The sequence below is a fragment of the Roseixanthobacter pseudopolyaromaticivorans genome, from assembly GCF_043195145.2.
GTDB lineage: Bacteria > Pseudomonadota > Alphaproteobacteria > Rhizobiales > Xanthobacteraceae > NCEH01.
In genome coordinates this window covers 4,788,285-4,808,506 of sequence record NZ_CM195539.1, presented here as the reverse complement: position 1 = coordinate 4,808,506, position 20,222 = coordinate 4,788,285, and the positions used below count along the sequence as shown (strand labels likewise).

Genomic DNA, 20,222 nt, shown 5'->3' with positions numbered 1-20,222 from the left:
CGCGCCGAGCATTCAAGCCCGCAGCGGTATGAATTCGTTTCCTGAGGGAATGAGGCGGGTCTATAACCGAGAGCATCCGTTGACACAAGCCGACACCGCACTGGAACCCGCCGTCGATCCCTCCAAATCGACCAAAAGCCGCCGCAGCATCGGTCCGCTGCTTGCGCTTGGCCCGTATATTCTGCGCTATCGCTCGCGGGTATGCGGCGCGCTGATCGCGCTCACCGTGGCGGCCCTGGCCACCCTCGCCATGCCCGTCGCCGTTCGGCGCATGATCGATTACGGCTTCGCCGCCGACCATGCCGGGCTGATCGACCGCTATTTCGCCGTGCTGATCGTGGTCGTGGGCGTTCTCGCCCTCGCCTCCGCCGCGCGCTATTACCTCGTGACCACGCTCGGCGAACGGGTGGTCGCGGACCTGCGGGCCGCCGTGTTCGCGCGGCTCACCACGCTGGACGGCACCTTCTTCGATACCGCGCGGGCCGGCGAGCTAACCTCGCGGCTGGTGGGCGACACGACGCAGATCAAGTCGGCCGTGGGCTCGTCCGCGTCGGTGGCGCTGCGCAACCTCGTCATGTGCATCGGCGCCGTCATCATGATGGTGGTCACGAGCCCGCGCCTGTCGGGCCTGGTGCTCATCGTCATTCCCTTGATCGTGCTGCCCCTGGTCGCCTCCGGCCGCAAGGTGCGAGCACGCTCGCGGGCGGCTCAGGATACGCTGGCGGAGGCCTCCGCCTATGCCTCCGAAGTGATCGGCGCCATGCGCGCGGTCCAGGCTTCCACCGCCGAGGGCTCGGCCCGCGCCCAGTTCGACCGCGCGGTGGAAAAGTCCTTCGAGGCGGCGCGCGGTGCCACGGCAGCGCGGTCCTGGCTCACCGGCGTCATCATCTTCCTGGTGTTTTCCAGCGTGGTCGGCGTGCTCTGGGTGGGCGCCCAGTCGGTGCTCAACGGGTCCATGTCGTCGGGCCAGCTCAGCCAGTTCCTGCTGTTCGCGGTGCTGGCGGCGAGCGGGCTCGGGGAATTGTCGCAGGTGTGGGGCGAGGTGTCCGCCGCCTCCGGCGCCGCCGAGCGCATCGGCGAATTGCTCAAGGAAGAGCCGAAGGTGAAGGCCCCCGCCGCGCCCGTGGCGCTCGACCGGGTCTCCGGCGCCATAAGGTTCGACCATGTGGGCTTCACCTATCCCACCCGGCCCCATGCGCCGGCTTTGCGCGACGTTTCCTTCACCGTCCGCCCCGGCGAGCGGGTGGCGCTGGTGGGGCCGTCCGGGGCCGGCAAGAGCACCGTGTTCCAGTTGCTGGAGCGCTTCTATGACCCGCAGGCCGGCGCCATCCTGCTGGACGAGATCGACGTGACGCGCTGCGATCCTGTCGCGGTGCGGCTCAATCTCGCCCTGGTACCGCAGGACGTGGCCATCTTTGCCGACACAGTGCGCGAGAACATTCGTCTAGCCCGCCCTGAGGCGAGCGATGCCGAGGTGGAGGCCGCCGGCCGCGCCGCCTTGGTGGACGAGTTCGTGACCCGCATGCCCGACGGCTGGGACACGCTGGTGGGCGAGCGCGGGGTGACGCTTTCCGGTGGGCAGCGCCAGCGCATCGTGATCGCCCGCGCGATCCTGCGCGCCGCGCCCATCCTGCTGCTGGACGAAGCCACCAGCGCGTTGGATGCCGAAAGCGAGACGCTGGTGCAGACCGCGCTTGAGCGCTCCATGGAAGGGCGCACCACGCTGGTGATCGCCCATCGCCTCGCGACGGTGCTCTCCGCCGACCGCATCCTGGTGATGGAGGACGGCCGCATCGTCGACGAGGGGACCCATTCCGAACTGGTGGGCAAGGGCGGCCTTTATGCCCGCCTTGCCGCGCTCCAGTTCAATACGGCGGCCTGAGGCCGCTTCAGCCCACGACCAGGTCGGCCACTTCCGGGTGGCGGGCAGACCATGCTGCCATGAAGGAACATTGGGTGACGGCCTTGTTTCCGTCCTCGCGGATATGCGCGAAGGCGCCGGCCGCGAGACGCGAGCCGATGCCCTGGCCGGACAGCGCCTGCGGCACCTCGGTGTGGGTGAGGATGATCCGGTCGCCGTCGCGCTTGTAATAGGCGAGCGCCAGTTCATCGCCCACCTTCAGCTCGAAGCGGTTCTGGGCGGGATTGTCGATGACGTCTGTCGGCATGGGGACTCCGTTCCGTGTGCGATGCGTTGCCGAAGCATAAGCCCGAAGAACGGCGGATCGCAGCGGCGGGGCGCCATCACTTTCCCGTTGTGCACGGCCGCGTTCGGGCGGGCGCAGGTTCGGCTCAGACCGCGGGCCGCCATTCCATGCGCCAGATCGCCCGGCCGGACATGGGATTTTGCCCGGCGGAGGCGATCTCGAACCCGAGACGCTTGTAGAAGGCGACGGCACGCGGATTGTCCTGGTTCACATCCAGCGCGATGCCGCCTGGCGCACGGAGCTTGGCCGCCTCCATCAGCGCCTCCGCCGCCCCCTGCCCCCAATGGGCGGGCGCCACCGCCAATTGGTCGAGATAGCCGGTGCGCGGATCGATGATCACGAACCCGGCAGGCGCGCCGACGGGCGCATCCAGCGCCACATGGGTTTCTGCGCCCTGCCCGTGCAACTTGGCGATGTGATCCAGGAACCAGGGGCGGCGCGCCTCGAAATCGATCTCGGGCATGGTCTTCGCCCAGGTCGCGACCCAAAGATCGGCGAGCGCGGGCAGATGGGCGGGAGCGAAGGGCACGACGGTGAAGGACGAAGCCATGATGCGCCTTGCGTGGAGATTATTGCGCCACTCTAGCTCGCCTCGGGCCGGCGCGTCATGGCGCCTTGCAAGGCCACCTGCTGCGATCCGCCGGTCGAGCACGGTGCCCGCATCGGGAAAAGGCGGGGAGGGGTAAGGTCCAGGCGGACGAGACCTGTCCGGCGGAGGCGGCCGGCCCCTCCCCGGGCGCGCATGGTCTGCGCGCAGGGGAATTTTTGTCGCGCTCAGTCCGGCAGCACGAGGCGGCCGGCGTCGTCGAAGGGGAAGAAGGGATTGTGCGCCACTTCCCACACATGGCCGTCGGGATCAGTAAAATAGCCACTATAGCCGCCCCAGAAGACGCGCTGCCCCGCCTTCACCACCGTCCCGCCGGCCGCCTGCGCCGCCGCGAGGGTGGCATCCACCTCCCCCTCCCCGGCGACATTGAAGGCGAGCGCGATGCCGGAAAATCCGCCCGGTCCGCTGTCCACCATGGTCGCGTCCGCGGCCAGCGCCGGCCGGGGGAACAGCGCGAGCACCACGTTGCCAGCCTCGAAGAAGGCGACGCCCTGCGTCCCCCGATCCCGACGCACGAGGCCGAGGGCGTCATAGAAGGCAATCGCACGCGGAAGCGCGGCGACGCCGAGCGTCACGAGATGCAGGCGCAGCGGCGGCGCGGCGGGCGGAACGGAGGGGGCAGCGGACATCATCGGGACACTCTCACTCGAAAAGCGACAATTGCTCACCCACCTGGGTGGCGCGCTTGAAATGCTCGGTGGTCAGCTTGAGCCCGCGCCCCACAAGGCCGAGCCGGCGCGCGGCGATCTCGAAGCGCCGGCCGATGGTCCAGGCATAGGGCCCCTCCCCCCGGCCGCGCTTGCCGAAGCCGGAATCATAATCCTTGCCGCCGTGCATCTCGCGCACCAGCGACATGATGTGGCGCGCCTTCTCCGGGAAATGGGCGGCCAGCCACTCGCGGAACATGTCGGCGATCTCCAGCGGCAGGCGCAGCGTCACGTAGCCAGCCTCGATGGCGCCCGCAGCCTTGGCGCTGTCGAGAATGCGCTCGATCTCCATATCGTTGAGCGCGGGGATCAGCGGGGCGGTGAGCACGGCGGTGGGAATGCCCGCCTCGCTCAGCCGCCGGATGGTCTCCAGCCGCCGCGCCGGGCTCGCCGCGCGCGGCTCCATCAGGCGGGCGAGCTTGGGATCGAGGGTGGTGATCGAGATCGCCACCTTCACCAGCCCGCGCTCGGCCATGGGGGCGAGAATGTCGATGTCCCGCGCCACGAGGCCGGACTTGGTGACGATGCCCACGGGATGGCCGAAATCCCGCAGCACCTCCAAAAGCCGGCGCGTGACCTCATATTGCCGCTCGATGGGCTGGTAGGGATCGGTATTGGTGCCCATGGCAATGGTGCGGGGCGTATAGGTGCGGTGCATCAGCTCGCGCGCGAGCAGTTCCGGCGCGTCCGGCTTGACGAACAGCTTGCTCTCGAAATCCAGCCCCGCCGAAAGCCCGTGATAGGCGTGGGTGGGCCGGGCGAAACAATAGATGCAGCCGTGCTCGCAGCCGCGATAGGCATTGATCGACCGGTCGAAGGCGATGTCCGGCGAGGTGTTGCGGGTGATAACGGTGCGCGCGCGCTCCTCCACCACCTCGGTGCGGAACGCCGGCAGGTCCTCCAGGCTCGCCCAGCCGTCATCGAACAGGATGCGCGCCGCAGGCTCGAACCGCCCCGCGGCATTGGACACCGCGCCCCGCCCCCGGCGGCGGGCTTCGCCCACCTGCGCCAGCGGGTCCACGTCCACCGCCGTCAGCATGTGGTCGGGCGGGACCGAAGCCGCTGCGGCAGGCGCCTGTGGCAGCGCCATGGCTTCCGCTTCGGCACGGCCCAGGGCCAGCGCGTGCGTCCTGGCCGCTGCGCGCAGGCCCCGATCCTCATTCAGGCGGCCAACAATCTGGTCGCTTTTGTTGCTTTTTTTTGTCGCGGATGCGACGGAACGCTTCGCCTGTGCCCGCACGGGCCGCGGCGCGGGCCCTGCGGCCGGGGCACCGGCTGAAGTTGCCGGAAGGGCAGAATCGCGCTGAGAATCCATGATTTCATGGTACATCAGCCTGCGAACAAAACAAGAACGTTAGCCCGAATTCGACCCGTGTTTTTGGCCTTGAACCTTAGCGTATCTGGTATATTGTCCACCAGCGCGAGTTGCCACAGCAGCCCTTCTCCGCTAAAGGGCCAAGGCCACCGTCAGCTGAGGGGAAACGCCAATGGCCGAGCACGGCACAATTGAATATGTGACAGCCGAGGGCAACGATTACGCCGAGCATGCCCGGACGTTTGCGCTTTTTACGCAGCTCACGAAATACGGCGCGATTACGGTCGCCGTTATCCTCGTCCTCATGTGGATTTTCCTGCTCTGAGTCTCGCACTCGGACTTCGGAGACGTTTCAATGAAAATCGCTGTCCCCGTCGAGATTGATCTCGGCGAGCCGCGGGTTGCTGCGAGCCCCGATACGGTGAAGCGCCTGACCGCGCTTGGCGCCAACGTCGTGGTCGAAAGCGGCGCCGGCCTGAAATCCGGCATCCTCGATGCGGATTATGAATCCGCGGGTGCCACCATTGCTCAGACCGCATTCGACGCGGTGAGCGGTGCCGATGTGGTACTCAAGGTTCGCCGTCCGACGGAAGCCGAACTTTCGTCCTATAAGCGCGGCGCCCTGGTGTTCGCCATCATGGACCCCTACGGCAACGAGGCCGCGCTGAAGGCCATGGCCGACGCCGGCGTCGCCGCCTTCGCCATGGAGCTGATGCCCCGCATCACCCGTGCACAGGTCATGGACGTGCTGTCCTCCCAGGCCAATCTCGCCGGCTATCGCGCCGTCATCGACGCCGCCGAACAGTTCGGCCGCGCGCTGCCGATGATGATGACCGCCGCCGGCACGGTTCCCGCCGCCCGCGTGTTCGTCATGGGCGCCGGCGTTGCCGGCCTGCAGGCCATCGCCACCGCCCGCCGCCTCGGCGCCGTGGTGACGGCGACCGACGTGCGCCCCGCCTCCAAGGAACAGGTCGAGTCCCTCGGCGCGAAGTTCGTCGCCGTCGAGGACGACGAGTTCAAGCAGGCCGAGACCGCGGCCGGCTACGCCAAGCCCATGTCGGCCGAATACCAGGCCAAGCAGGCGGCGCTTGTCGCCGAGCACATCAAGAAGCAGGACATCGTCATCACGACCGCCCTGATCCCCGGCCGCGCCGCGCCGCGTCTGGTGACCGCGGCGATGGTGGCCTCTATGAAGCCCGGCTCCGTGCTCATCGACCTCGCGGTCGAGCGCGGCGGCAATGTGGAAGGCGCCGAGCCCGGCCAGGTGGTGGACGTGAACGGCGTGAAGATCGTCGGCTATCTCAACGTCGCCGGCCGCATCGCCGCCTCGGCTTCGCTGCTGTACGCCAAGAACCTCTACGCCTTCGTCGAGACCCTGGTGGACAAGTCGGCCAAGGCCCTCGCCGTGAAGTGGGACGACGAGCTCGTGAAGGCGACGCTCCTCACCCGCGACGGCGCCGTGGTTCACCCGAACTTCGCCCCCAAGGTTGAGGGAGCCGCCCAATGAACCCGATCACTGCACAAACCGCCGCCGACGCCGCCGCCCAGGCGCGCGCTGCCGCCGAGGTGGCCCGCCAGGCCGCCGAAGCCGCCCAGATCTATGCCGATCAGGCGGCCACGGCGCTGGGCGCGGTGGCCCATGCCGCCACCGGCGGCGCCATCGACCCATTCGTGTTCCGCCTCTCCATCTTCGTGCTGGCCGTGTTCGTCGGCTATTACGTCGTGTGGTCGGTGACGCCTGCGCTCCATACCCCGCTCATGTCCGTCACCAACGCGATCTCCTCGGTGATCGTGGTGGGCGCGCTGCTGGCGGTTGGTGTTTCCACGGTCGGCGATGCCGGCCATTCTCTGTGGGCGCGCGGCTTCGGCTTCATCGCTCTCATCTTTGCGTCGGTGAACATTTTCGGCGGGTTCCTCGTGACCAGCCGCATGCTCGCCATGTACCAAAAGAAGAAGTGAGGGCGGACCCATGAACGCCAATCTGGCCGCGCTTCTTTACCTGGTTGCGGGCATCCTCTTCGTGCTCGCGCTGCGGGGGCTCTCGCACCCCACCACGTCGCGTCAGGGCAATATGTTCGGCATGGTCGGCATGGCCATCGCCGTGCTCACCACGCTCGCGCTCTCGCCTCCCGCCGACATTCTCGGCTGGGTGCTGGTGATCGCCGGCATCGGCATCGGCGGCGGCATCGGCGCGGTTGTCGCCCGCCGCATCGCCATGACCGCCATGCCGCAGCTGGTCGCGGCCTTCCACTCGCTGGTCGGTCTCGCGGCGGTGCTGGTGGCGGCGGCGGCGCTCTATGCCCCGGCCGCGTTCGGCATCGGCGAACCGGGCAACATCCACGGCGCAAGCCTGATCGAGATGACGCTGGGCGTCGCCATCGGCGCGATCACCTTCACCGGCTCGATCATCGCTTTCGCCAAGCTCAACGGCAACATGTCCGGCAAGCCGATCATGCTGCCGGGCCGCCACTTCATCAACGGCGGCCTCGCGCTGCTGCTGCTGGTGCTGATCATCGCCTTCGTGATGACCGGCTCGATCCCGCTGTTCTGGATCATCACCATCCTGTCGCTGGTGCTGGGCGGCCTGCTGATCGTGCCGATCGGCGGCGCCGACATGCCGGTGGTCGTCTCCATGCTCAACTCCTATTCGGGTTGGGCGGCGGCCGGCATCGGCTTCACGCTGGGCAATACCGCGCTCATCATCACGGGCGCTTTGGTGGGCTCCTCGGGCGCGATCCTGTCCTACATCATGTGTAAGGGCATGAACCGCTCCTTCATCTCGGTCATCCTCGGCGGCTTCGGTGGCGAAGTGGCGGCGGGTGGCGGCGGCGCGGTGGAAACCCGCCCGGTGAAGAAGGGCTCGGCGGACGATGCCGCCTACATCATGAAGAACGCCCAGAAGGTCATCATCGTGCCGGGCTACGGCATGGCGGTGGCCCAGGCCCAGCACGCCTTGCGCGAAATGGCCGACAAGCTGAAGGAAGAGGGCGTCGAGGTGAAGTACGCCATCCATCCGGTGGCGGGCCGCATGCCCGGGCACATGAACGTGCTGCTGGCGGAAGCCCAGGTGCCCTATGACGAGGTCTTCGAGCTGGAAGACATCAACAGCGAGTTCGCCCAGGCGGACGTTGCCTTCGTCATCGGCGCCAACGACGTGACCAACCCGGCCGCGAAGACCGACCCGACCTCCGCCATCTACGGCATGCCGATCCTGGATGTCGAAAAGGCCAAGACGGTGCTGTTCATCAAGCGCGGCATGGGCTCCGGCTATGCCGGCGTGGAGAATGAGCTGTTCTTCCGCGACAACACGATGATGCTGTTCGGCGACGCCAAGAAGGTCACAGAGGAAGTCGTCAAGAACCTCTGATCGCCGCCCGCTCACGCGGGACGGGACGAAAAAGAAAGGCCGCCGGGCGCAAGCCCGGCGGCCTTTCTCATTGATTGGAGCCCATTCGACGGCGGGCGGCCGTCGCGGCGTGCTCAGGCGGCAGGGGGCTCCTTCGGCGTGGTGTCGAACCGGGCTTCGCCGATCTCGTGGCCGTGGCGGGAAATGAAGCGCGCGAGCGCGAAGGCGCCGACCACCGTCACCCCCAGGATCAGCGCCAGGAAGCCTAGGCTCCCGCCGTCCTCATGGAGCTTGGCGATGGCGGCCATGCCGGTCAGCAGGATGACGCTCACGCCTCCGGTCACCGCCCAGCTGTTGGACCGTTGCGGCTGCGGCTCGGGCGTCGGCATTGCGGGCATCTCCTGGTCCCCATCCATGTGGTCGTCCTCCCCCCGCGTGCGCGAGAAGAAAAGATAGAATGAAGTGCTCTTCCGCGACACCGCGCCGGGTCGGCGACGGCGCGCCAACCGCGCTCAGTCCGCGAAGAAAGCCACCAGGCGGGGAATGACCTTCCCCGGCGCCTCGTCCATCAGCCAATGGCCCGAACCCTCGACCACCACGCCCTCCACATTTTCAGCCACGAGCCGGCCCTGGGCGATGAGGAATTCGCCGGAGGCCTTCTCCCCGGTGAGCACCAGCATGGGCATGGTGAGCTTGGTTTCGGCGAAGCGGGCAAAATCGGCGGCGTCCCGCTCGAACGCGCGGAACACCTCGAACCCCGCCGCCATGCCGCCGGGCTGCGCATAGGCCGCCGCATAAAACTGGCGATCCGCCTCGGACACCGAATGGGCGGGATCGGCCGCGAAATCGTTCCAGAAATGCTCGAAATAGATGCGCTCGCGGCCCTCGACGAGCGCCAGCGGCGTCTTGCCGTAGAAATGGAAATGCCACAGGTCGCGCATCAGCCAGACGTGCGTCCAGTCGCCGACACCGGGAAGGAAGGCATCCATCAGCGCGATGCGCGTCACCGCTTCGGGATATTGGGCGGCATAGGCATAGGCCACCATCAGGCCGATATCGTGCCCCACCACGCCGGCGCGGGTGATGCCGAGCGCCGTGGCGAGGTCATGGACATCGCGGGCCATCGAAGCCTTGTCGTACCCGGCCTCGGGCTTCGAAGAGGCGCCGAAGCCGCGCAGATCGGGCGCGATCACGCGGTGCGTCCTGGCGAGTTCGGCGATCAGCGGCCGCCACATATGGCTGGTCTGCGCATAGCCGTGCAGCAGAAGCACCGGCTCGCCTTCGCCCGCCTCCAGATAGTGCAGGCGCAACGGGCCAAGCTCGACGAAGCGGCTCGCAATGTCCAAGCCCAGGTCGTCTTCTCCCGGCGCTCCCGATGTCCCTTGGTCCGCAGTCATCTCGGCGTCCTCCCCCGCGTGCAGGAAGAGGAAAGATAGCAGGAAACCCGCGCCCGGGGGCCGGCGGATGCGCCGGCCCGGCGGGAACTCCCACGTTTCTTCGCCCGCAGGCACCCAGCGCTCAGCTTTCCTTGAAGCCGTATTCCGGCGTGCCCTGCTCGGCGCCGTAATATTTGTAGGGCAGGAACTTGCCGCTCATGGTCAGCTTCACCCGGTCGCCCTTGGGATTGGCGAGGCGCTCCATGTCGATGTCGAAATCGATGGCGGACATGATGCCGTCGCCGAACTCCTCCTCGATCAGCGCCTTGAACGCCGGGCCGTTCACCATCACCATCTCATAGAAGCGATAGATCAGCGGGTCGGTGGGCGGCATGGGCATGCCGCGATAGGGCACTTCGTTCAGCATGCGCTCCTCGACCTCGGAAAGGCCGAACAGGTCCGCCGCGGCCTTGGCCAGCGGCTTCACCAGCTTCATCTGGCCGAGCAGCGCGCCCACCACCAGCATCGGCGACATGCCGCCGATTTCATCGGTGATGTACTTCCAGGTCCAGCCCTTCTCGCGCTTGATGTCGAGGATCTTCTCGGTGAGTTCTTCGCGCTTCATGTTCTTCTCCTTTTGCCTCGGGCGTTGAAATGAGAGGGGTCACGCCGCCCGCTGGTCGCCGTCGGGCGAAGGTGGGGTGGACGCGGTGGGGCGCACCACCGGGGGATGGCGGTGGTCGTATCCGACGGGGCGCTGGTCCTTGAAGGTCTTCGAGCGCTCCACCAGAAAGTCGATGAGATGATTGCGCACGGCGTAGAAATCGCCCTGCTTGTGGATGTCGAGGCGGCGGCGATCCCGCGGCAGCGGGTTCTGCACGATCTCGGCGATGGTGGCGTTGGGGCCGTTGGTCATCAGCACGATGCGGTCGGCGAGGTAAATCGCCTCGTCCACGTCGTGGGTGATCATGAACACGGTCTGGCCGGTCTCCAGGCAGATGCGGCGCACCTCGTCCTGCAACGTGCCGCGGGTGAGCGCGTCGAGCGCGGAGAAAGGCTCGTCCATCAGCAGCATCTTGGGCTCGATGGAGAGCGCGCGGGCGATGCCGACGCGCTGCTTCATGCCGCCCGAGAGTTCCGAGGGGCGCTTGTTTTCCGAGCCCTTGAGCCCGACCACCTCGATGAAGCGCATCGCATGGTCGCGCACCTGCGCCCGGCTCCAGCCCTTGTGGCGGGAGGAGACCGCATAGGCCACATTGCCGAGCACGGTCAGCCAGGGCATCAAAGCGTGGCTCTGGAAGATCACGGCGCGGTCGAGCGCCGGGCCTTCGATGGCGGTACCATCCACCACCACCGCGCCGTCGTCCGGGCGGTCGAGGCCGGACAGGATGTTCAGCACCGTGGTCTTGCCGCAGCCGGAATGGCCGATGATGCAGGCGAACTCGCCCTTGTGCATGGAGAACCACAAATCCTCGAACACGGTCGTGGTACGCCCGCCCGCCGCCTGGAAACGGCGGGAGATGCCTTCGATGGAAACATAGCGGGGCTCGCTCATGCGCCTCACTCCGGAAAGGTGACGAGGCGGGCGACGAAGGCGAGGATCTGGTCGAGCAGCATGCCCATCACGCCGATCACCAGAATGGCGATGATCACATTGGTGATGGACAGGTTGTTCCACTCGTTCCAGACGAAATAGCCGATGCCGGTGCCGCCCACGAGCATCTCGGCCGCGACGATCACGAGCCAGGCGATGCCGATGGAAATCCGCATGCCGGTGAGGATGGTCGGCGCGGCGGCGGGCAGGATCACGGTGAAGGCCCGCTTGAACGGCCCCACCTCCAGGGTGCGCGCCACGTTCAGCCATTCCTTGCGCACGCTGGCGACGCCGAAGGCGGTGTTCAGCAGCATCGGCCACACGGAGCAGATGAAGATGACGAACACCGCCGAGATGCCGCTGTCCTTGATGGTGTAGAGCGCGAGCGGCATCCAGGCGAGCGGCGAGATGGGCTTCAACACCTGGATGAAGGGGTCGAGCGCCTTGCTCATCAGCGCCGACATGCCGATCAGGAAGCCGAGCGGGATCGCCACCAGCACCGCGATGCCATAGCCGATCAGCACCCGGCCGAGCGAGAAGGCGAGCTGGATGCCGAGGCCCTTGTCGTTCGGCCCCTTGTCGTAGAACGGATCGGACAGGAGCTTGACGAGCTGAGCGCCCACGTCCAACGGGCTCGGCATGGCCGATTTGCCGGTGGTCGCGGTGAGGCCCATGAGCTTGGCATATTCCGGATCCATGCCGGAGGCCGCGCCCGGCCCGCCGGCGCCGAAGCCGGCGGTGGCGCCCTGCCAGATCAGCAGGAACACCGCCAGCAGCAGCACCGAAACCAGGGCCGCGCGCAGGGTCAATGAGGAAGCCATGCGCTCAGGCCCGCTTGATGGCGAAGCTCGCCACATAGGCGTCGGGCTTGGCGGGATCGAACGGCTTGCCCATGACGACGATGGTCTTGGTGGGCGCCGGCGGGGTGAGGCCCATGTCCTTCATCACCGAGGCGCACTCGGTGGCGAGGAACACCTGCTTGGCGATGCCGGCATAATCCACGTCGCCCTTCACCTGGCCCCAGCGCTTCATCTGGGTGAGGATCCAGATGGCGAAGGAATCGTAGGGGAACGGCTCGAAGGTGACCCGGTTCGGGTCCTTCTTGATGTTGCCGAGGCCGTCCGCATAGGTGCCGGTGAGCACCTGTTCCAGCACCACCGGGGGCGCATTGAGATAGTTCGCGGGGGCGATGGCCTCGGCGATTTCCTTGCGGTTTTCAGGCTTCTGGGCATAGGCGCTGGCATCGATGATGGCGCGCAGCAAGGCCGCATAGGTGTTGGGATTGGTGGTGACGAATTCCTTGCTGGCGGTGAACGAGCAGCAGGGATGACCGTCCCAGATCTCCTTCGACAGGATGTGGATGAAGCCTACCCCGTCATAGACCGCGCGCTGGCAGATATTGTCGGGGGCCAGGAAGCCGTCGATGTTCTCGGCGCGCAGGTTGGCGACCATCTCCGGCGGCGGCACGGAGCGCAGCTGCACGTCGGCGTCGGGATCGATGCCGTGCTCCGCCAGATAATAGCGCAGCAGGTAATTGTGCATGGAATAGTCGAACGGAATCGCGAGCTTGAACCCCTTCCAATCCTTCGGGTCGCGCTTGTCCTTGTGCTTCATGGCGAGCGTGATCGCCTGGCCGTTGATGTTCTCGATGGCCGGCACGGAGAAGGGAATGGGATTGGAGCCGAGGCCCATCGAAATGGCGATAGGCATGGGCGAGAGCATGTGGGAGGCGTCGTATTCCTTGTTGATGGTCTTGTCGCGCACCACCGCCCAGCCGGCGGTCTTCACCACGTCCACGTTCAGGCCCTGCTTGGTATAGAAGCCGAGCGGGTGCGCCATGATGATCGGCGTGGCACAGGTGATGGGGATGAAGCCGACCTTGAGGTCTTTCTTCTCGATCGGCCCGGTGCCTTGCGCGAAGGCTTCCGTGACCATGCCCATGGGCAGGAATTGGGCAAGGGCCGCTGCGACCGTGGTCCCGCCGATGGCCTTCAGGAAGGCGCGGCGATGGGCGTCCTGCGGAAACAGGGCGTGCAACACCGTCTTTTCCACCAGGCTGCCATAGCGGGCTTCTTCCGAGGCGCGGGCTGCGGCCTCGTGTTCCGCCGCCGAGCGGTGCCGCCCGCAGGCGCAGCCGGAAAACAAACGGGAAAAGCGCCGGAAGGTGTCTTTGCTCGTCATGGACCGCCTCGTTCGCTATGGGCCTGGAAGAAACGCGCTCTCCCTGACGTTAAGCAAAGCACGTGCCAGCGGCGGATCCTTCGATTTTCCCAATATAATCAAAAGCCTGGGAAAACGCCTGGATTTACGATTTTTCGTGATTTATGATTTTTCGTAATTCAACTCCCGAAAAATCGTAAATGGACGCCCTCGATCTGCCCCAGCTTCCGCGCTTCGGCCCGTTCGGCCCCGCCTTTGATGCGGGGATCGAGGCGGAGCTTGCGGTGGATACGGAAACCGCCCGCATCCTCGACGCCAATCCCGCCGCCTGCCGCCTGCTGGGGCATGAGCGCGAGGCACTGAAAGCCATGCAGATCTTCGATCTGCATCCCGGCCAGGCGTCCGCTTTGGTGGTGTTCACCCAGGCGGTGATGGATCGCGGCGCCCATTGGACGCGCTCGCTCTCCCCCCTGCACGCCGACGGGCGGCCCCTGCGGCTGGAATATGCCGGCATCCAGGTCACCAGCCCGCGCGGGCGCACCCTGCTCATCACCCTGCACGATCTGGAGGCGCGCCACCGCCGCGACATCGATGCCGATGCGGATTCCTTCATGCGCGAAGGCATCGCCGAATGGCAGCGGGTCGACCGCTTCTTCCGCGATATCGAGCGCGAGAACCGCCTCATCCTCCATGCGGTGGGGGAAGGCATCTATGGGGTGAATTCGGAGGGCAAGACCACCTTCGTCAATCCCGCCGCCGAGCAGATCCTCGGTTGGACGGCGGAGGAGCTGATTGGCCGCGACATGCACACCATGGTGCATCACCACCACCATGACGGCAGCCCCTACCCGCACAAGACCTGCCCGATCTACGCCGCCTTTCGCGATGGCGCGGTCCACCGGGTGGAGAACGAGGTGTTCTGGCATCGCTCGGGCAAGCCGGTTTGGGTCGAATACACCTCGACCCCGATCCGCGACCGGGGCGTGCTGATCGGCGCCGTGGTGGCGTTCCGCAACGTCACCCAGCGCCGCGAGGCGGACGAGAGGCTGCGCGCCGCGCTCGCCGAGGTGGACAGCCTGCGCGAGCGGCTGGAGCTGGAAAACGCCTATCTCCAGGAGGAAATCCGCGCCGAAGGCAGCCATCGCGGGGTCATCGGCCGCAGCGAGGCCATCAAGAAGGTGCTGCGGCAGGTGGAATTGGTGGCGCCCACGGAAGCGAGCGTGCTCATCACCGGGGAATCCGGCACCGGCAAGGAATTGATCGCCCGCGCCATCCATGAAGCCAGCGATCGGCGCGAACGCCCGCTGATCCGGGTGAATTGCGCGGCCATTCCGCGCGAATTGTTCGAGAGCGAGTTCTTCGGCCATGCCCGCGGCGCCTTCACCGGCGCCCTGCGCGACCGCATCGGCCGGTTCGAACTCGCCGACCACGGCACGCTGTTCCTCGACGAGGTGGGCGAAATCCCCATCGAGCTGCAAAGCAAGCTGCTGCGGGTGCTCCAGGAAGGGCAGTTCGAACGCATCGGCGAGGAGCGCACGCGGCAAGTGGACGTGCGCATCATCGCCGCCACCAATCGCGACCTGCGGGCCGAGGTGCGCGCGGGGCGGTTCCGTGAGGATCTGTTTTACCGCCTCAATGTCATGCCCATCGAATCCGCGCCTTTGCGCGAGCGGCGGGAGGATATTCCCGCCCTCGCTTTGCATTTCCTCGGCGGCGCCTCGCGCAAGCCGCTCTCCGGCGCGCTGCAATTGAGCGAGGGCGATATGCGCAAGCTCGTCGCCTACGACTGGCCGGGCAATGTGCGCGAACTCCAGAACGTGATCGAGCGCGGCATCATCCTCGCGCGCAACGGCCGCCTCACCATCGATCTGCCGGAGCCCCACGAAGACGCCGCGCCCGTCCCGGTATCGGGCGGCGCGGAGGGGCTGGAGACCGAGGGCGAGCGCCGCGCCCGCCATCGCGCCAGCATCCTCGCGGCGCTGGAGGCATCCGGCGGCAAGGTTTCAGGCCCGGGCGGGGCGGCAGAGCGGCTCGGGCTGAAATCCACCACGCTCGCATCGCGCATGAAGGCGCTCGGGATCGCGGCGCCCAAGCCCGGCGCGCGCGGCCACGCCCGCTAGGATCGTGGCAAAGGGCGGTTTCCGCGCGGCGCCGCCGCGTCGACGTTGCCGGCCGGCCGCTTAATCGCGGCCCGCATTCAGCCGATGGGCGATCCAGGTAAGGCTGGAATCGGCGATGCCCATCGCCTCAAGGGCATGGACAGTGAACAGCACGTAATCGCGGTTCGGACCGGATTTCCCGTGCGCGCGCCGCACCAGATGAAGCTGATCCTCCAGATCCAGGCGCCGCGCATATTGCGCATGGCTGCGGTTCACCAGATAGGCGACCGCGGATACGTCGCGCCGCGATCCATCCAGAATCTGCACCCGCCGCACGCGCTCGCGATAGACGCCCGAAATCTGCTCGCGCGCGGTGAGATAGGCATGGGTCTGCGCCCAATCCTCGGGCGCGATGCGATAGGCGATGCCGCGACACGAGCCCCCCAGGTCCAGGCCAAGCACCAGGCCCGGCTGCTCCGGCGTGCCGCGATGGTGAAAGGAATAGACGCACAGCGCCCGGTGCGCGCCGAGCAGACGCGCCTCTGCCTTCTCCGCGAAGGCGAAGCCGGGATTCCACATCAGCGAGCCATAGGCGAAGACCCAATGGTCGTGGGGCATTTGTGCGGGGGAGATCATCGCGGCGCGGGCCGGCATTGACACGGAACGTTCATCGTCGCCTAACAGCGTCTTCTTCCCTCTGCAAGGGCAAGCGCCCCGGCTTGTCCCGGCAGGCCGTATTTCCGGCTATTCGTACAGGCATTTTCGGTACCGGACTGATTATAGGAACGCTCATGACCGATACTTCGCCCGCGCCGCGTCGCCGCAAGAGCTGGATCGTCGCCATCCCGTTCGCTCTGGTGGTGATTCTCGCCATCGGCTGGTGCGGCCTGTGGTTCTATGCCGCCGGGCGCGCGGAACGGGAGATCGACGCCTGGATCGTGCGCGAGAAAACCCTCGGCCGGATCTGGAATTGCGGCGAGCGCAGCCTCGGCGGCTTCCCCTTCCGCTTCGAGTTGCTGTGCAAGTCGGCGACCCTGGAGACCCAGGGCGGCGACCCGCTGCGCATCAGCGCCGCCAATGCCCATGCGGTGGCGCAGGTGTGGGCGCCGAACCATATCGTCGCCGAATTTGCTTCCCCCGCGCGGGTCGAAGATCCCAAGACCGGCCGCATCTATGAGGCCAACTGGAGCCTGCTGCAGATGAGCGGCATCGGCGACACCAGCGGGCGGCCCCAGCGGTTCGCCCTGGTGGTGGACCAGCCCGACGTGAAATGGGTGCCCGCGCCCGGCGCGGACGCGCTCCCGGTGCTGTCCGCCAAGCATCTGGAGATCCACGCCCGCCGCAATCCCGCGACCACCGCGGTTCCGGACGGCGTGGACTATGCGGCCTCCATCGATGCGGGCGAAAGCGCCGCCTTGGCTGCCGCGGGCGCCACCGGCCCGCTGAACCTCAATCTGCAGGGCACCGTGACGGCGGCGGAGGATTTCCGGCCGATGGCGGTCACCGACCGGCTGCGCGCCTGGGCGGCCGCCGGCGGCATCTTCAAGCTCGACACCCTGACCATCACGACCCCCAAGGCGGCGGTCAGCGCGTCCGGCGCGCTCGCCCTCGACACAGCCGGCCGGCTGAACGGAGCCGTCAATGTCGGCTTCGCCGGCATCGAGGAAGTGACGCGGAACCTCTCGCGCAGCGGCCTCATTCCGCAGGAGATGGCGCCCATCGTCGGGGCGCTCGCGCTCGCGGGAAAGCCCGGGGACGTCGCCGGCCGCAAGGGTGCGACCTTCTCGCTGCTGCTGAAGGAAGGCGTGCTCCAGCTCGGCAAATTCCCCGTCGGGATCATTCCGCCGCTCTATTGAGCGGCACCGCCCTCAGCCGCCGCGACGGCCGAAATCCGGCGCGGCGGTTTCCTGCCCCTGCTCGATGATCGATTTGCGGATCGCACGGGTGCGCGTGAAATGCGCGAACAGGGCATCCCCGTCGCCATAGCGGATCGCCCGCTGGAGCTGCATGAGATCCTCATTGAAGCGCGCGAGCATCTCCAGCACCGCCTCGCGATTGTAGAGGAACACGTCGCGCCACATGGTGGGGTCGGATGCCGCGATGCGGGTGAAGTCGCGGAAACCGCCAGCCGAGAATTTGATCACCTCGGAGGTGAGCGTCTGCTCCAGATGCTCGGCGGTGCCAACGATATTGTAGGCGATGAGGTGCGGCACGTGGCTGGTGATGGCCAGCACCAAATCATGATGCTGCGCCGACATCTGCTCGACATTGGAGCCGAAGCCGCGCCAGAGCGCCGAGAGCTTTTCCACCGCCGCAGCGTCCGCCCCCTCGGGCGGGGTGACGATGCACCAGCGGTTCTCGAACAGGGTGGCGAACCCCGCCTCGGGGCCTGAAAACTCCGTGCCCGCCACCGGATGGGCCGGCACGAGATGGGCATAGGGCGGTACGAACGGCGCCATGGCCTCGAGCACGGCCCCCTTCACCGAACCCACGTCGGAAAGGATGGCCCCCGCCTTCAGATGCGGCCCGGCCTGCGCCGCCACCGCGCCCGATGCACCCACCGGAACGGCGGCGATGACGATATCGGCACCGCGCACCGCGTCGACGACGCTCTCCGTCACGGCGTCGGCGAAGCCGAGCGCCCGCACGCACGCGCGCACGCCGGAATCGGCATCGAACACCACGACTTCCCCGGCCAGCCCCTTCTCGCGTGCCGCACGGGCGACGGACGACCCGATCAGACCGGCGCCGATGACGGCGAGACGGCCGACGAGCGGCGCGTTCAACGCTCCGCCCCCGAGAGGAAGGCGGCGAGCGCTTCCACCGCGCGGCGGTTCGCTTCCTCGGTCCCGACCGTCATGCGCAGCGCATTCGGCAGGCCGTAGGAGGCGACGGCGCGCAGAATCAGACCACGCGCGCTGAGGAAGGCATCCGCGTCCTTGGCGGTGCGGCCAGGGGTCTCGTCGAAATGGATCAGCACGAAATTGGCAACCGAGGGCGTCACCTTCAGGCCCAGCTTTCCGATCTCGTCGGTCAGCCAGGGCAGCCAGTGCTCATTGTGCGCGACGGCGAGATCCACATGGGCCGTGTCGGCGATGGCCGCCGCACCGGCCAGCAGCGCCGGGGTGTTCATGTTGAACGGGCCGCGGATGCGGTTCATGGCATCGAGCACCGCCGCCGGCCCCACCGCCCAGCCGACCCGCAGGGCCGCCAGCCCGTGGATCTTGGAGAAGGTGCGGGTCATGATCACGTTCTCGGCGGAGAGCGCCAGCTCCAGCCCGGTCTCGTAATCGTTGCGGCGGACATATTCCGCATAGGCGGCGTCCAGCACCAGCAGCACGTTGCCCGGCAAAGCGGCATGCAGGCGGCGCACTTCCTCGAACGGCAGGTAGGTGCCGGTGGGATTGTTGGGGTTCGCCAGGAACACCACCTTCGTGCGTGGCGTCACGGCAGCGAGCAGCGCATCCACGCTCGCGGTGTGGTCGCGCTCCGGTGCCACCACTGGCTTGCCGCCCGCCGCCATCGTGGCGATAGGGTACACCAGGAAGCCGAACTGGCTGTAGACCGCCTCGTCGCCCGGCCCGATGAAGGCATTGGCGATCATGGAGAGGATTTCGTCCGAACCCGCGCCGCAGATGATGCGGTCGGGATCAATGCCGAACGTGTGCCCGATGGCCCGGCGCAGCACGCCGGCGGTGCCGTCGGGATAATCCTGCAGATGCGCGCCGGCTTCCGCGAACGCCTTCATCGCCTCGGGGCTCGGTCCCACCGGGGTTTCGTTGGACGAAAGCTTGAACACCTTCTCGACGCCGTGCGCATGGCTCTTGCCCGGCACATAGGCGCGGATATCGAGCACGCCGGGGCGCGGCTCGGGGCGGACGGGAAGACGGGGGCTTTGCGCGGCGGTGGACATACTCGACTCCACAGGTCACGAACGGGGGATGCCGTCCGCGCCAAGACGATAGGGGGCGGCGTGGCTGCCCACGGGGATAACGGCGTTGATCTGCGCGCCGGCCTGGCGCAGGGCGTCCAGCGCCGGGTCGCGGAAGCCCGAGGGCACGCTGAGCAGCACGGCGGCCTGACCGGGGGCGCGGTCGGCGGCGACCAGCATGTCGCCCTGCCCGCCCAGCGCGCCGGCAGCCCGTGCGCTCCAGCCGGACAGATGCAGGCTCCAGGTCTCCACCTCGGTCACGGCGGCATCGTTGATCGGGTGCGAGACCACGAATACCGGCAGCCCGGCGGGATGGTCCGCCCGCTCGACGAACGGCAGACGCGCGATGATCTTGGGCGCATTGCTGCCTTCCAGCGCCGTCCACCAGGCATCGCCGACGGACAGAGCGGAGGCCGGGAGCAGGCCCAGGTCGCCCTTGGAGCCCACCACTGCCTCGATCACCCCGCGCGGCCCCATATGGGTCACGAACGGCGTGGTGAAGCCGAAATGAAAGCGGGCGCTGTCGCGCATCTGCGGCTCACCCACCGAGAGGTCGGCATGCACCGCATAGGGCGCCTGGACATAGGTGAAGGTGGAGATGATGACGCGCCAGATGCTCTCGACGGTGTCGAGCGGGAGCAGGCCGGCGTGCCGGTCCACGAGCCGGCGCATCATCGCGGCCTCGCGGGCGGGGCGGAAGGCGGAGCCTTCGCTCTGGTTGCGCTTCACCGCGACCAGGCGATCGATGATCTCGCCGCGCTCCATGAGGAGGCGGTGCATGGCTTCGTCGATGCGATCGATCTCGGCGCGCAGGTCGGCGAGAACGGGAGGGGGAGCTGATGAATTCATGGGGCTCACAATCGGGCTGATCCTCTACCCC

At 67.3% G+C, this 20,222-nt stretch carries 21 protein-coding genes; 7 read left to right on the top strand and 14 right to left on the bottom strand.

All coding sequences use genetic code 11. The features are described from left to right. Window positions 1-49 precede the first annotated feature (49 nt). Entirely contained in the window at window positions 50-1,882 is a 1,833-nt protein-coding gene (locus tag V5F68_RS22425) for an ABC transporter transmembrane domain-containing protein (protein ID WP_394015200.1), read from the top strand. Between the two features lie 7 nt (window positions 1,883-1,889). Here the strand turns inward: V5F68_RS22425 and V5F68_RS22420 are convergent, their stop codons facing one another. The 4 genes from V5F68_RS22420 to V5F68_RS22405 form a co-directional block, all read right to left on the bottom strand. After that, window positions 1,890-2,168: a GNAT family N-acetyltransferase gene (locus V5F68_RS22420; protein ID WP_394015201.1), complete on the bottom strand. Its 279-nt coding sequence runs from the start codon at window positions 2,166-2,168 to the stop codon at window positions 1,890-1,892. 124 nt (window positions 2,169-2,292) lie between these two features. Further along, window positions 2,293-2,757: a GNAT family N-acetyltransferase gene (locus V5F68_RS22415; protein ID WP_394015202.1), complete on the bottom strand. Its 465-nt coding sequence runs from the start codon at window positions 2,755-2,757 to the stop codon at window positions 2,293-2,295. Window positions 2,758-2,981: 224 nt separating this feature from the next. Next, complete coding sequence (locus tag V5F68_RS22410; protein WP_394015203.1) at window positions 2,982-3,446, bottom strand: VOC family protein; 465 nt, start codon at window positions 3,444-3,446, stop codon at window positions 2,982-2,984. Between the two features lie 10 nt (window positions 3,447-3,456). Continuing rightward, window positions 3,457-4,560 carry a PA0069 family radical SAM protein gene (locus V5F68_RS22405; protein ID WP_394015528.1) on the bottom strand — a complete coding sequence of 368 codons (1,104 nt, stop codon included), beginning with the start codon at window positions 4,558-4,560 and terminating at the stop codon, window positions 3,457-3,459. A 448-nt stretch (window positions 4,561-5,008) separates the two neighbouring features. Here V5F68_RS22405 and V5F68_RS22400 point away from each other — a divergent pair, with 448 nt between their 5' ends. From V5F68_RS22400 to V5F68_RS22385, 4 genes are read left to right on the top strand one after another with little or no spacing between them, the layout of a single operon-like run. Then, window positions 5,009-5,161: an aa3-type cytochrome c oxidase subunit IV gene (locus V5F68_RS22400; RefSeq protein ID WP_394015204.1), complete on the top strand. Its 153-nt coding sequence runs from the start codon at window positions 5,009-5,011 to the stop codon at window positions 5,159-5,161. 30 nt (window positions 5,162-5,191) lie between these two features. Beyond that, entirely contained in the window at window positions 5,192-6,343 is a 1,152-nt protein-coding gene (locus V5F68_RS22395; RefSeq protein WP_348845523.1) for a Re/Si-specific NAD(P)(+) transhydrogenase subunit alpha, read from the top strand. Continuing rightward, window positions 6,340-6,795, top strand: coding sequence for a proton-translocating transhydrogenase family protein (locus V5F68_RS22390; RefSeq protein ID WP_348845524.1), 456 nt, complete (start codon window positions 6,340-6,342; stop codon window positions 6,793-6,795). Before V5F68_RS22395 ends, V5F68_RS22390 begins: the two co-directional genes overlap by 4 nt. 10 nt (window positions 6,796-6,805) lie before the next feature. Continuing rightward, window positions 6,806-8,203, top strand: coding sequence for an NAD(P)(+) transhydrogenase (Re/Si-specific) subunit beta (locus V5F68_RS22385; protein WP_394015205.1), 1,398 nt, complete (start codon window positions 6,806-6,808; stop codon window positions 8,201-8,203). Between the two features lie 113 nt (window positions 8,204-8,316). On the opposite strand, the gene V5F68_RS22380 is transcribed toward V5F68_RS22385, so the two are convergent. From V5F68_RS22380 to V5F68_RS22355, 6 genes are all read right to left on the bottom strand, one after another. Further along, a complete protein-coding gene (locus V5F68_RS22380; protein WP_394015206.1) occupies window positions 8,317-8,571 on the bottom strand; it encodes a hypothetical protein in 255 nt (84 codons plus the stop codon). 123 nt (window positions 8,572-8,694) lie between these two features. After that, entirely contained in the window at window positions 8,695-9,579 is an 885-nt protein-coding gene (locus V5F68_RS22375) for an alpha/beta fold hydrolase (protein ID WP_394015207.1), read from the bottom strand. A gap of 121 nt (window positions 9,580-9,700) precedes the next feature. Then, window positions 9,701-10,183 carry a cyanase gene (gene cynS / locus V5F68_RS22370; RefSeq protein WP_348845527.1) on the bottom strand — a complete coding sequence of 161 codons (483 nt, stop codon included), beginning with the start codon at window positions 10,181-10,183 and terminating at the stop codon, window positions 9,701-9,703. A 39-nt stretch (window positions 10,184-10,222) separates the two neighbouring features. Continuing rightward, on the bottom strand, window positions 10,223-11,113 hold the full coding sequence (locus V5F68_RS22365; protein ID WP_394015208.1) for an ABC transporter ATP-binding protein: 891 nt from the start codon (window positions 11,111-11,113) through the stop codon (window positions 10,223-10,225). Window positions 11,114-11,118: 5 nt separating this feature from the next. Next, window positions 11,119-11,973 (bottom strand): nitrate ABC transporter permease, encoded by an 855-nt coding sequence (gene ntrB / locus V5F68_RS22360; protein WP_394015209.1) that lies wholly within the window; start codon window positions 11,971-11,973, stop codon window positions 11,119-11,121. 4 nt (window positions 11,974-11,977) lie between these two features. Next, window positions 11,978-13,333: a CmpA/NrtA family ABC transporter substrate-binding protein gene (locus V5F68_RS22355; RefSeq protein WP_394015210.1), complete on the bottom strand. Its 1,356-nt coding sequence runs from the start codon at window positions 13,331-13,333 to the stop codon at window positions 11,978-11,980. A 179-nt stretch (window positions 13,334-13,512) separates the two neighbouring features. On the opposite strand from V5F68_RS22355, the gene V5F68_RS22350 reads away from it, so the two are divergent. After that, window positions 13,513-15,432: a sigma 54-interacting transcriptional regulator gene (locus V5F68_RS22350; protein ID WP_394015211.1), complete on the top strand. Its 1,920-nt coding sequence runs from the start codon at window positions 13,513-13,515 to the stop codon at window positions 15,430-15,432. Window positions 15,433-15,492: 60 nt separating this feature from the next. On the opposite strand, the gene V5F68_RS22345 is transcribed toward V5F68_RS22350, so the two are convergent. Next, window positions 15,493-16,065 carry a gamma-glutamylcyclotransferase gene (locus V5F68_RS22345; protein WP_394015529.1) on the bottom strand — a complete coding sequence of 191 codons (573 nt, stop codon included), beginning with the start codon at window positions 16,063-16,065 and terminating at the stop codon, window positions 15,493-15,495. Window positions 16,066-16,202: 137 nt separating this feature from the next. Between V5F68_RS22345 and V5F68_RS22340 the strand changes: the two genes are divergently transcribed. Continuing rightward, window positions 16,203-17,267, top strand: coding sequence for a DUF2125 domain-containing protein (locus V5F68_RS22340; RefSeq protein ID WP_394015212.1), 1,065 nt, complete (start codon window positions 16,203-16,205; stop codon window positions 17,265-17,267). A gap of 12 nt (window positions 17,268-17,279) precedes the next feature. On the opposite strand, the gene V5F68_RS22335 is transcribed toward V5F68_RS22340, so the two are convergent. From V5F68_RS22335 to V5F68_RS22325, 3 genes are read right to left on the bottom strand one after another with little or no spacing between them, the layout of a single operon-like run. Then, entirely contained in the window at window positions 17,280-18,197 is a 918-nt protein-coding gene (locus V5F68_RS22335) for a prephenate/arogenate dehydrogenase family protein (RefSeq protein ID WP_394015213.1), read from the bottom strand. Further along, window positions 18,194-19,324, bottom strand: a complete 1,131-nt coding sequence (gene hisC, locus V5F68_RS22330) for a histidinol-phosphate transaminase (RefSeq protein WP_394015214.1) — start codon at window positions 19,322-19,324, stop codon at window positions 18,194-18,196. The genes V5F68_RS22335 and hisC overlap by 4 nt, the downstream gene beginning before the upstream one ends. 15 nt (window positions 19,325-19,339) lie before the next feature. Further along, window positions 19,340-20,191 (bottom strand): chorismate mutase, encoded by an 852-nt coding sequence (locus tag V5F68_RS22325; protein ID WP_394015215.1) that lies wholly within the window; start codon window positions 20,189-20,191, stop codon window positions 19,340-19,342. Window positions 20,192-20,222 lie beyond the last annotated feature (31 nt).

Coding starts and splice junctions, on each gene's coding strand:
- V5F68_RS22350 (WP_394015211.1), top strand. CDS start 13,513: ATGGACGCCCTCGATCTGCCCCAGCTTCCGCGCTTCGGCCCGTTCGGC.
- V5F68_RS22395 (WP_348845523.1), top strand. CDS start 5,192: ATGAAAATCGCTGTCCCCGTCGAGATTGATCTCGGCGAGCCGCGGGTT.
- hisC (WP_394015214.1), bottom strand. CDS start 19,324: ATGTCCACCGCCGCGCAAAGCCCCCGTCTTCCCGTCCGCCCCGAGCCG.
- V5F68_RS22420 (WP_394015201.1), bottom strand. CDS start 2,168: ATGCCGACAGACGTCATCGACAATCCCGCCCAGAACCGCTTCGAGCTG.
- V5F68_RS22425 (WP_394015200.1), top strand. CDS start 50: ATGAGGCGGGTCTATAACCGAGAGCATCCGTTGACACAAGCCGACACC.
- V5F68_RS22365 (WP_394015208.1), bottom strand. CDS start 11,113: ATGAGCGAGCCCCGCTATGTTTCCATCGAAGGCATCTCCCGCCGTTTC.
- V5F68_RS22390 (WP_348845524.1), top strand. CDS start 6,340: ATGAACCCGATCACTGCACAAACCGCCGCCGACGCCGCCGCCCAGGCG.
- V5F68_RS22355 (WP_394015210.1), bottom strand. CDS start 13,333: ATGACGAGCAAAGACACCTTCCGGCGCTTTTCCCGTTTGTTTTCCGGC.
- V5F68_RS22380 (WP_394015206.1), bottom strand. CDS start 8,571: ATGCCGACGCCCGAGCCGCAGCCGCAACGGTCCAACAGCTGGGCGGTG.
- V5F68_RS22405 (WP_394015528.1), bottom strand. CDS start 4,560: ATGCTGACGGCGGTGGACGTGGACCCGCTGGCGCAGGTGGGCGAAGCC.
- V5F68_RS22375 (WP_394015207.1), bottom strand. CDS start 9,579: ATGACTGCGGACCAAGGGACATCGGGAGCGCCGGGAGAAGACGACCTG.
- V5F68_RS22410 (WP_394015203.1), bottom strand. CDS start 3,446: ATGATGTCCGCTGCCCCCTCCGTTCCGCCCGCCGCGCCGCCGCTGCGC.
- cynS (WP_348845527.1), bottom strand. CDS start 10,183: ATGAAGCGCGAAGAACTCACCGAGAAGATCCTCGACATCAAGCGCGAG.
- V5F68_RS22385 (WP_394015205.1), top strand. CDS start 6,806: ATGAACGCCAATCTGGCCGCGCTTCTTTACCTGGTTGCGGGCATCCTC.
- ntrB (WP_394015209.1), bottom strand. CDS start 11,973: ATGGCTTCCTCATTGACCCTGCGCGCGGCCCTGGTTTCGGTGCTGCTG.
- V5F68_RS22325 (WP_394015215.1), bottom strand. CDS start 20,191: ATGAATTCATCAGCTCCCCCTCCCGTTCTCGCCGACCTGCGCGCCGAG.
- V5F68_RS22400 (WP_394015204.1), top strand. CDS start 5,009: ATGGCCGAGCACGGCACAATTGAATATGTGACAGCCGAGGGCAACGAT.
- V5F68_RS22340 (WP_394015212.1), top strand. CDS start 16,203: ATGACCGATACTTCGCCCGCGCCGCGTCGCCGCAAGAGCTGGATCGTC.
- V5F68_RS22345 (WP_394015529.1), bottom strand. CDS start 16,065: ATGCCGGCCCGCGCCGCGATGATCTCCCCCGCACAAATGCCCCACGAC.
- V5F68_RS22415 (WP_394015202.1), bottom strand. CDS start 2,757: ATGGCTTCGTCCTTCACCGTCGTGCCCTTCGCTCCCGCCCATCTGCCC.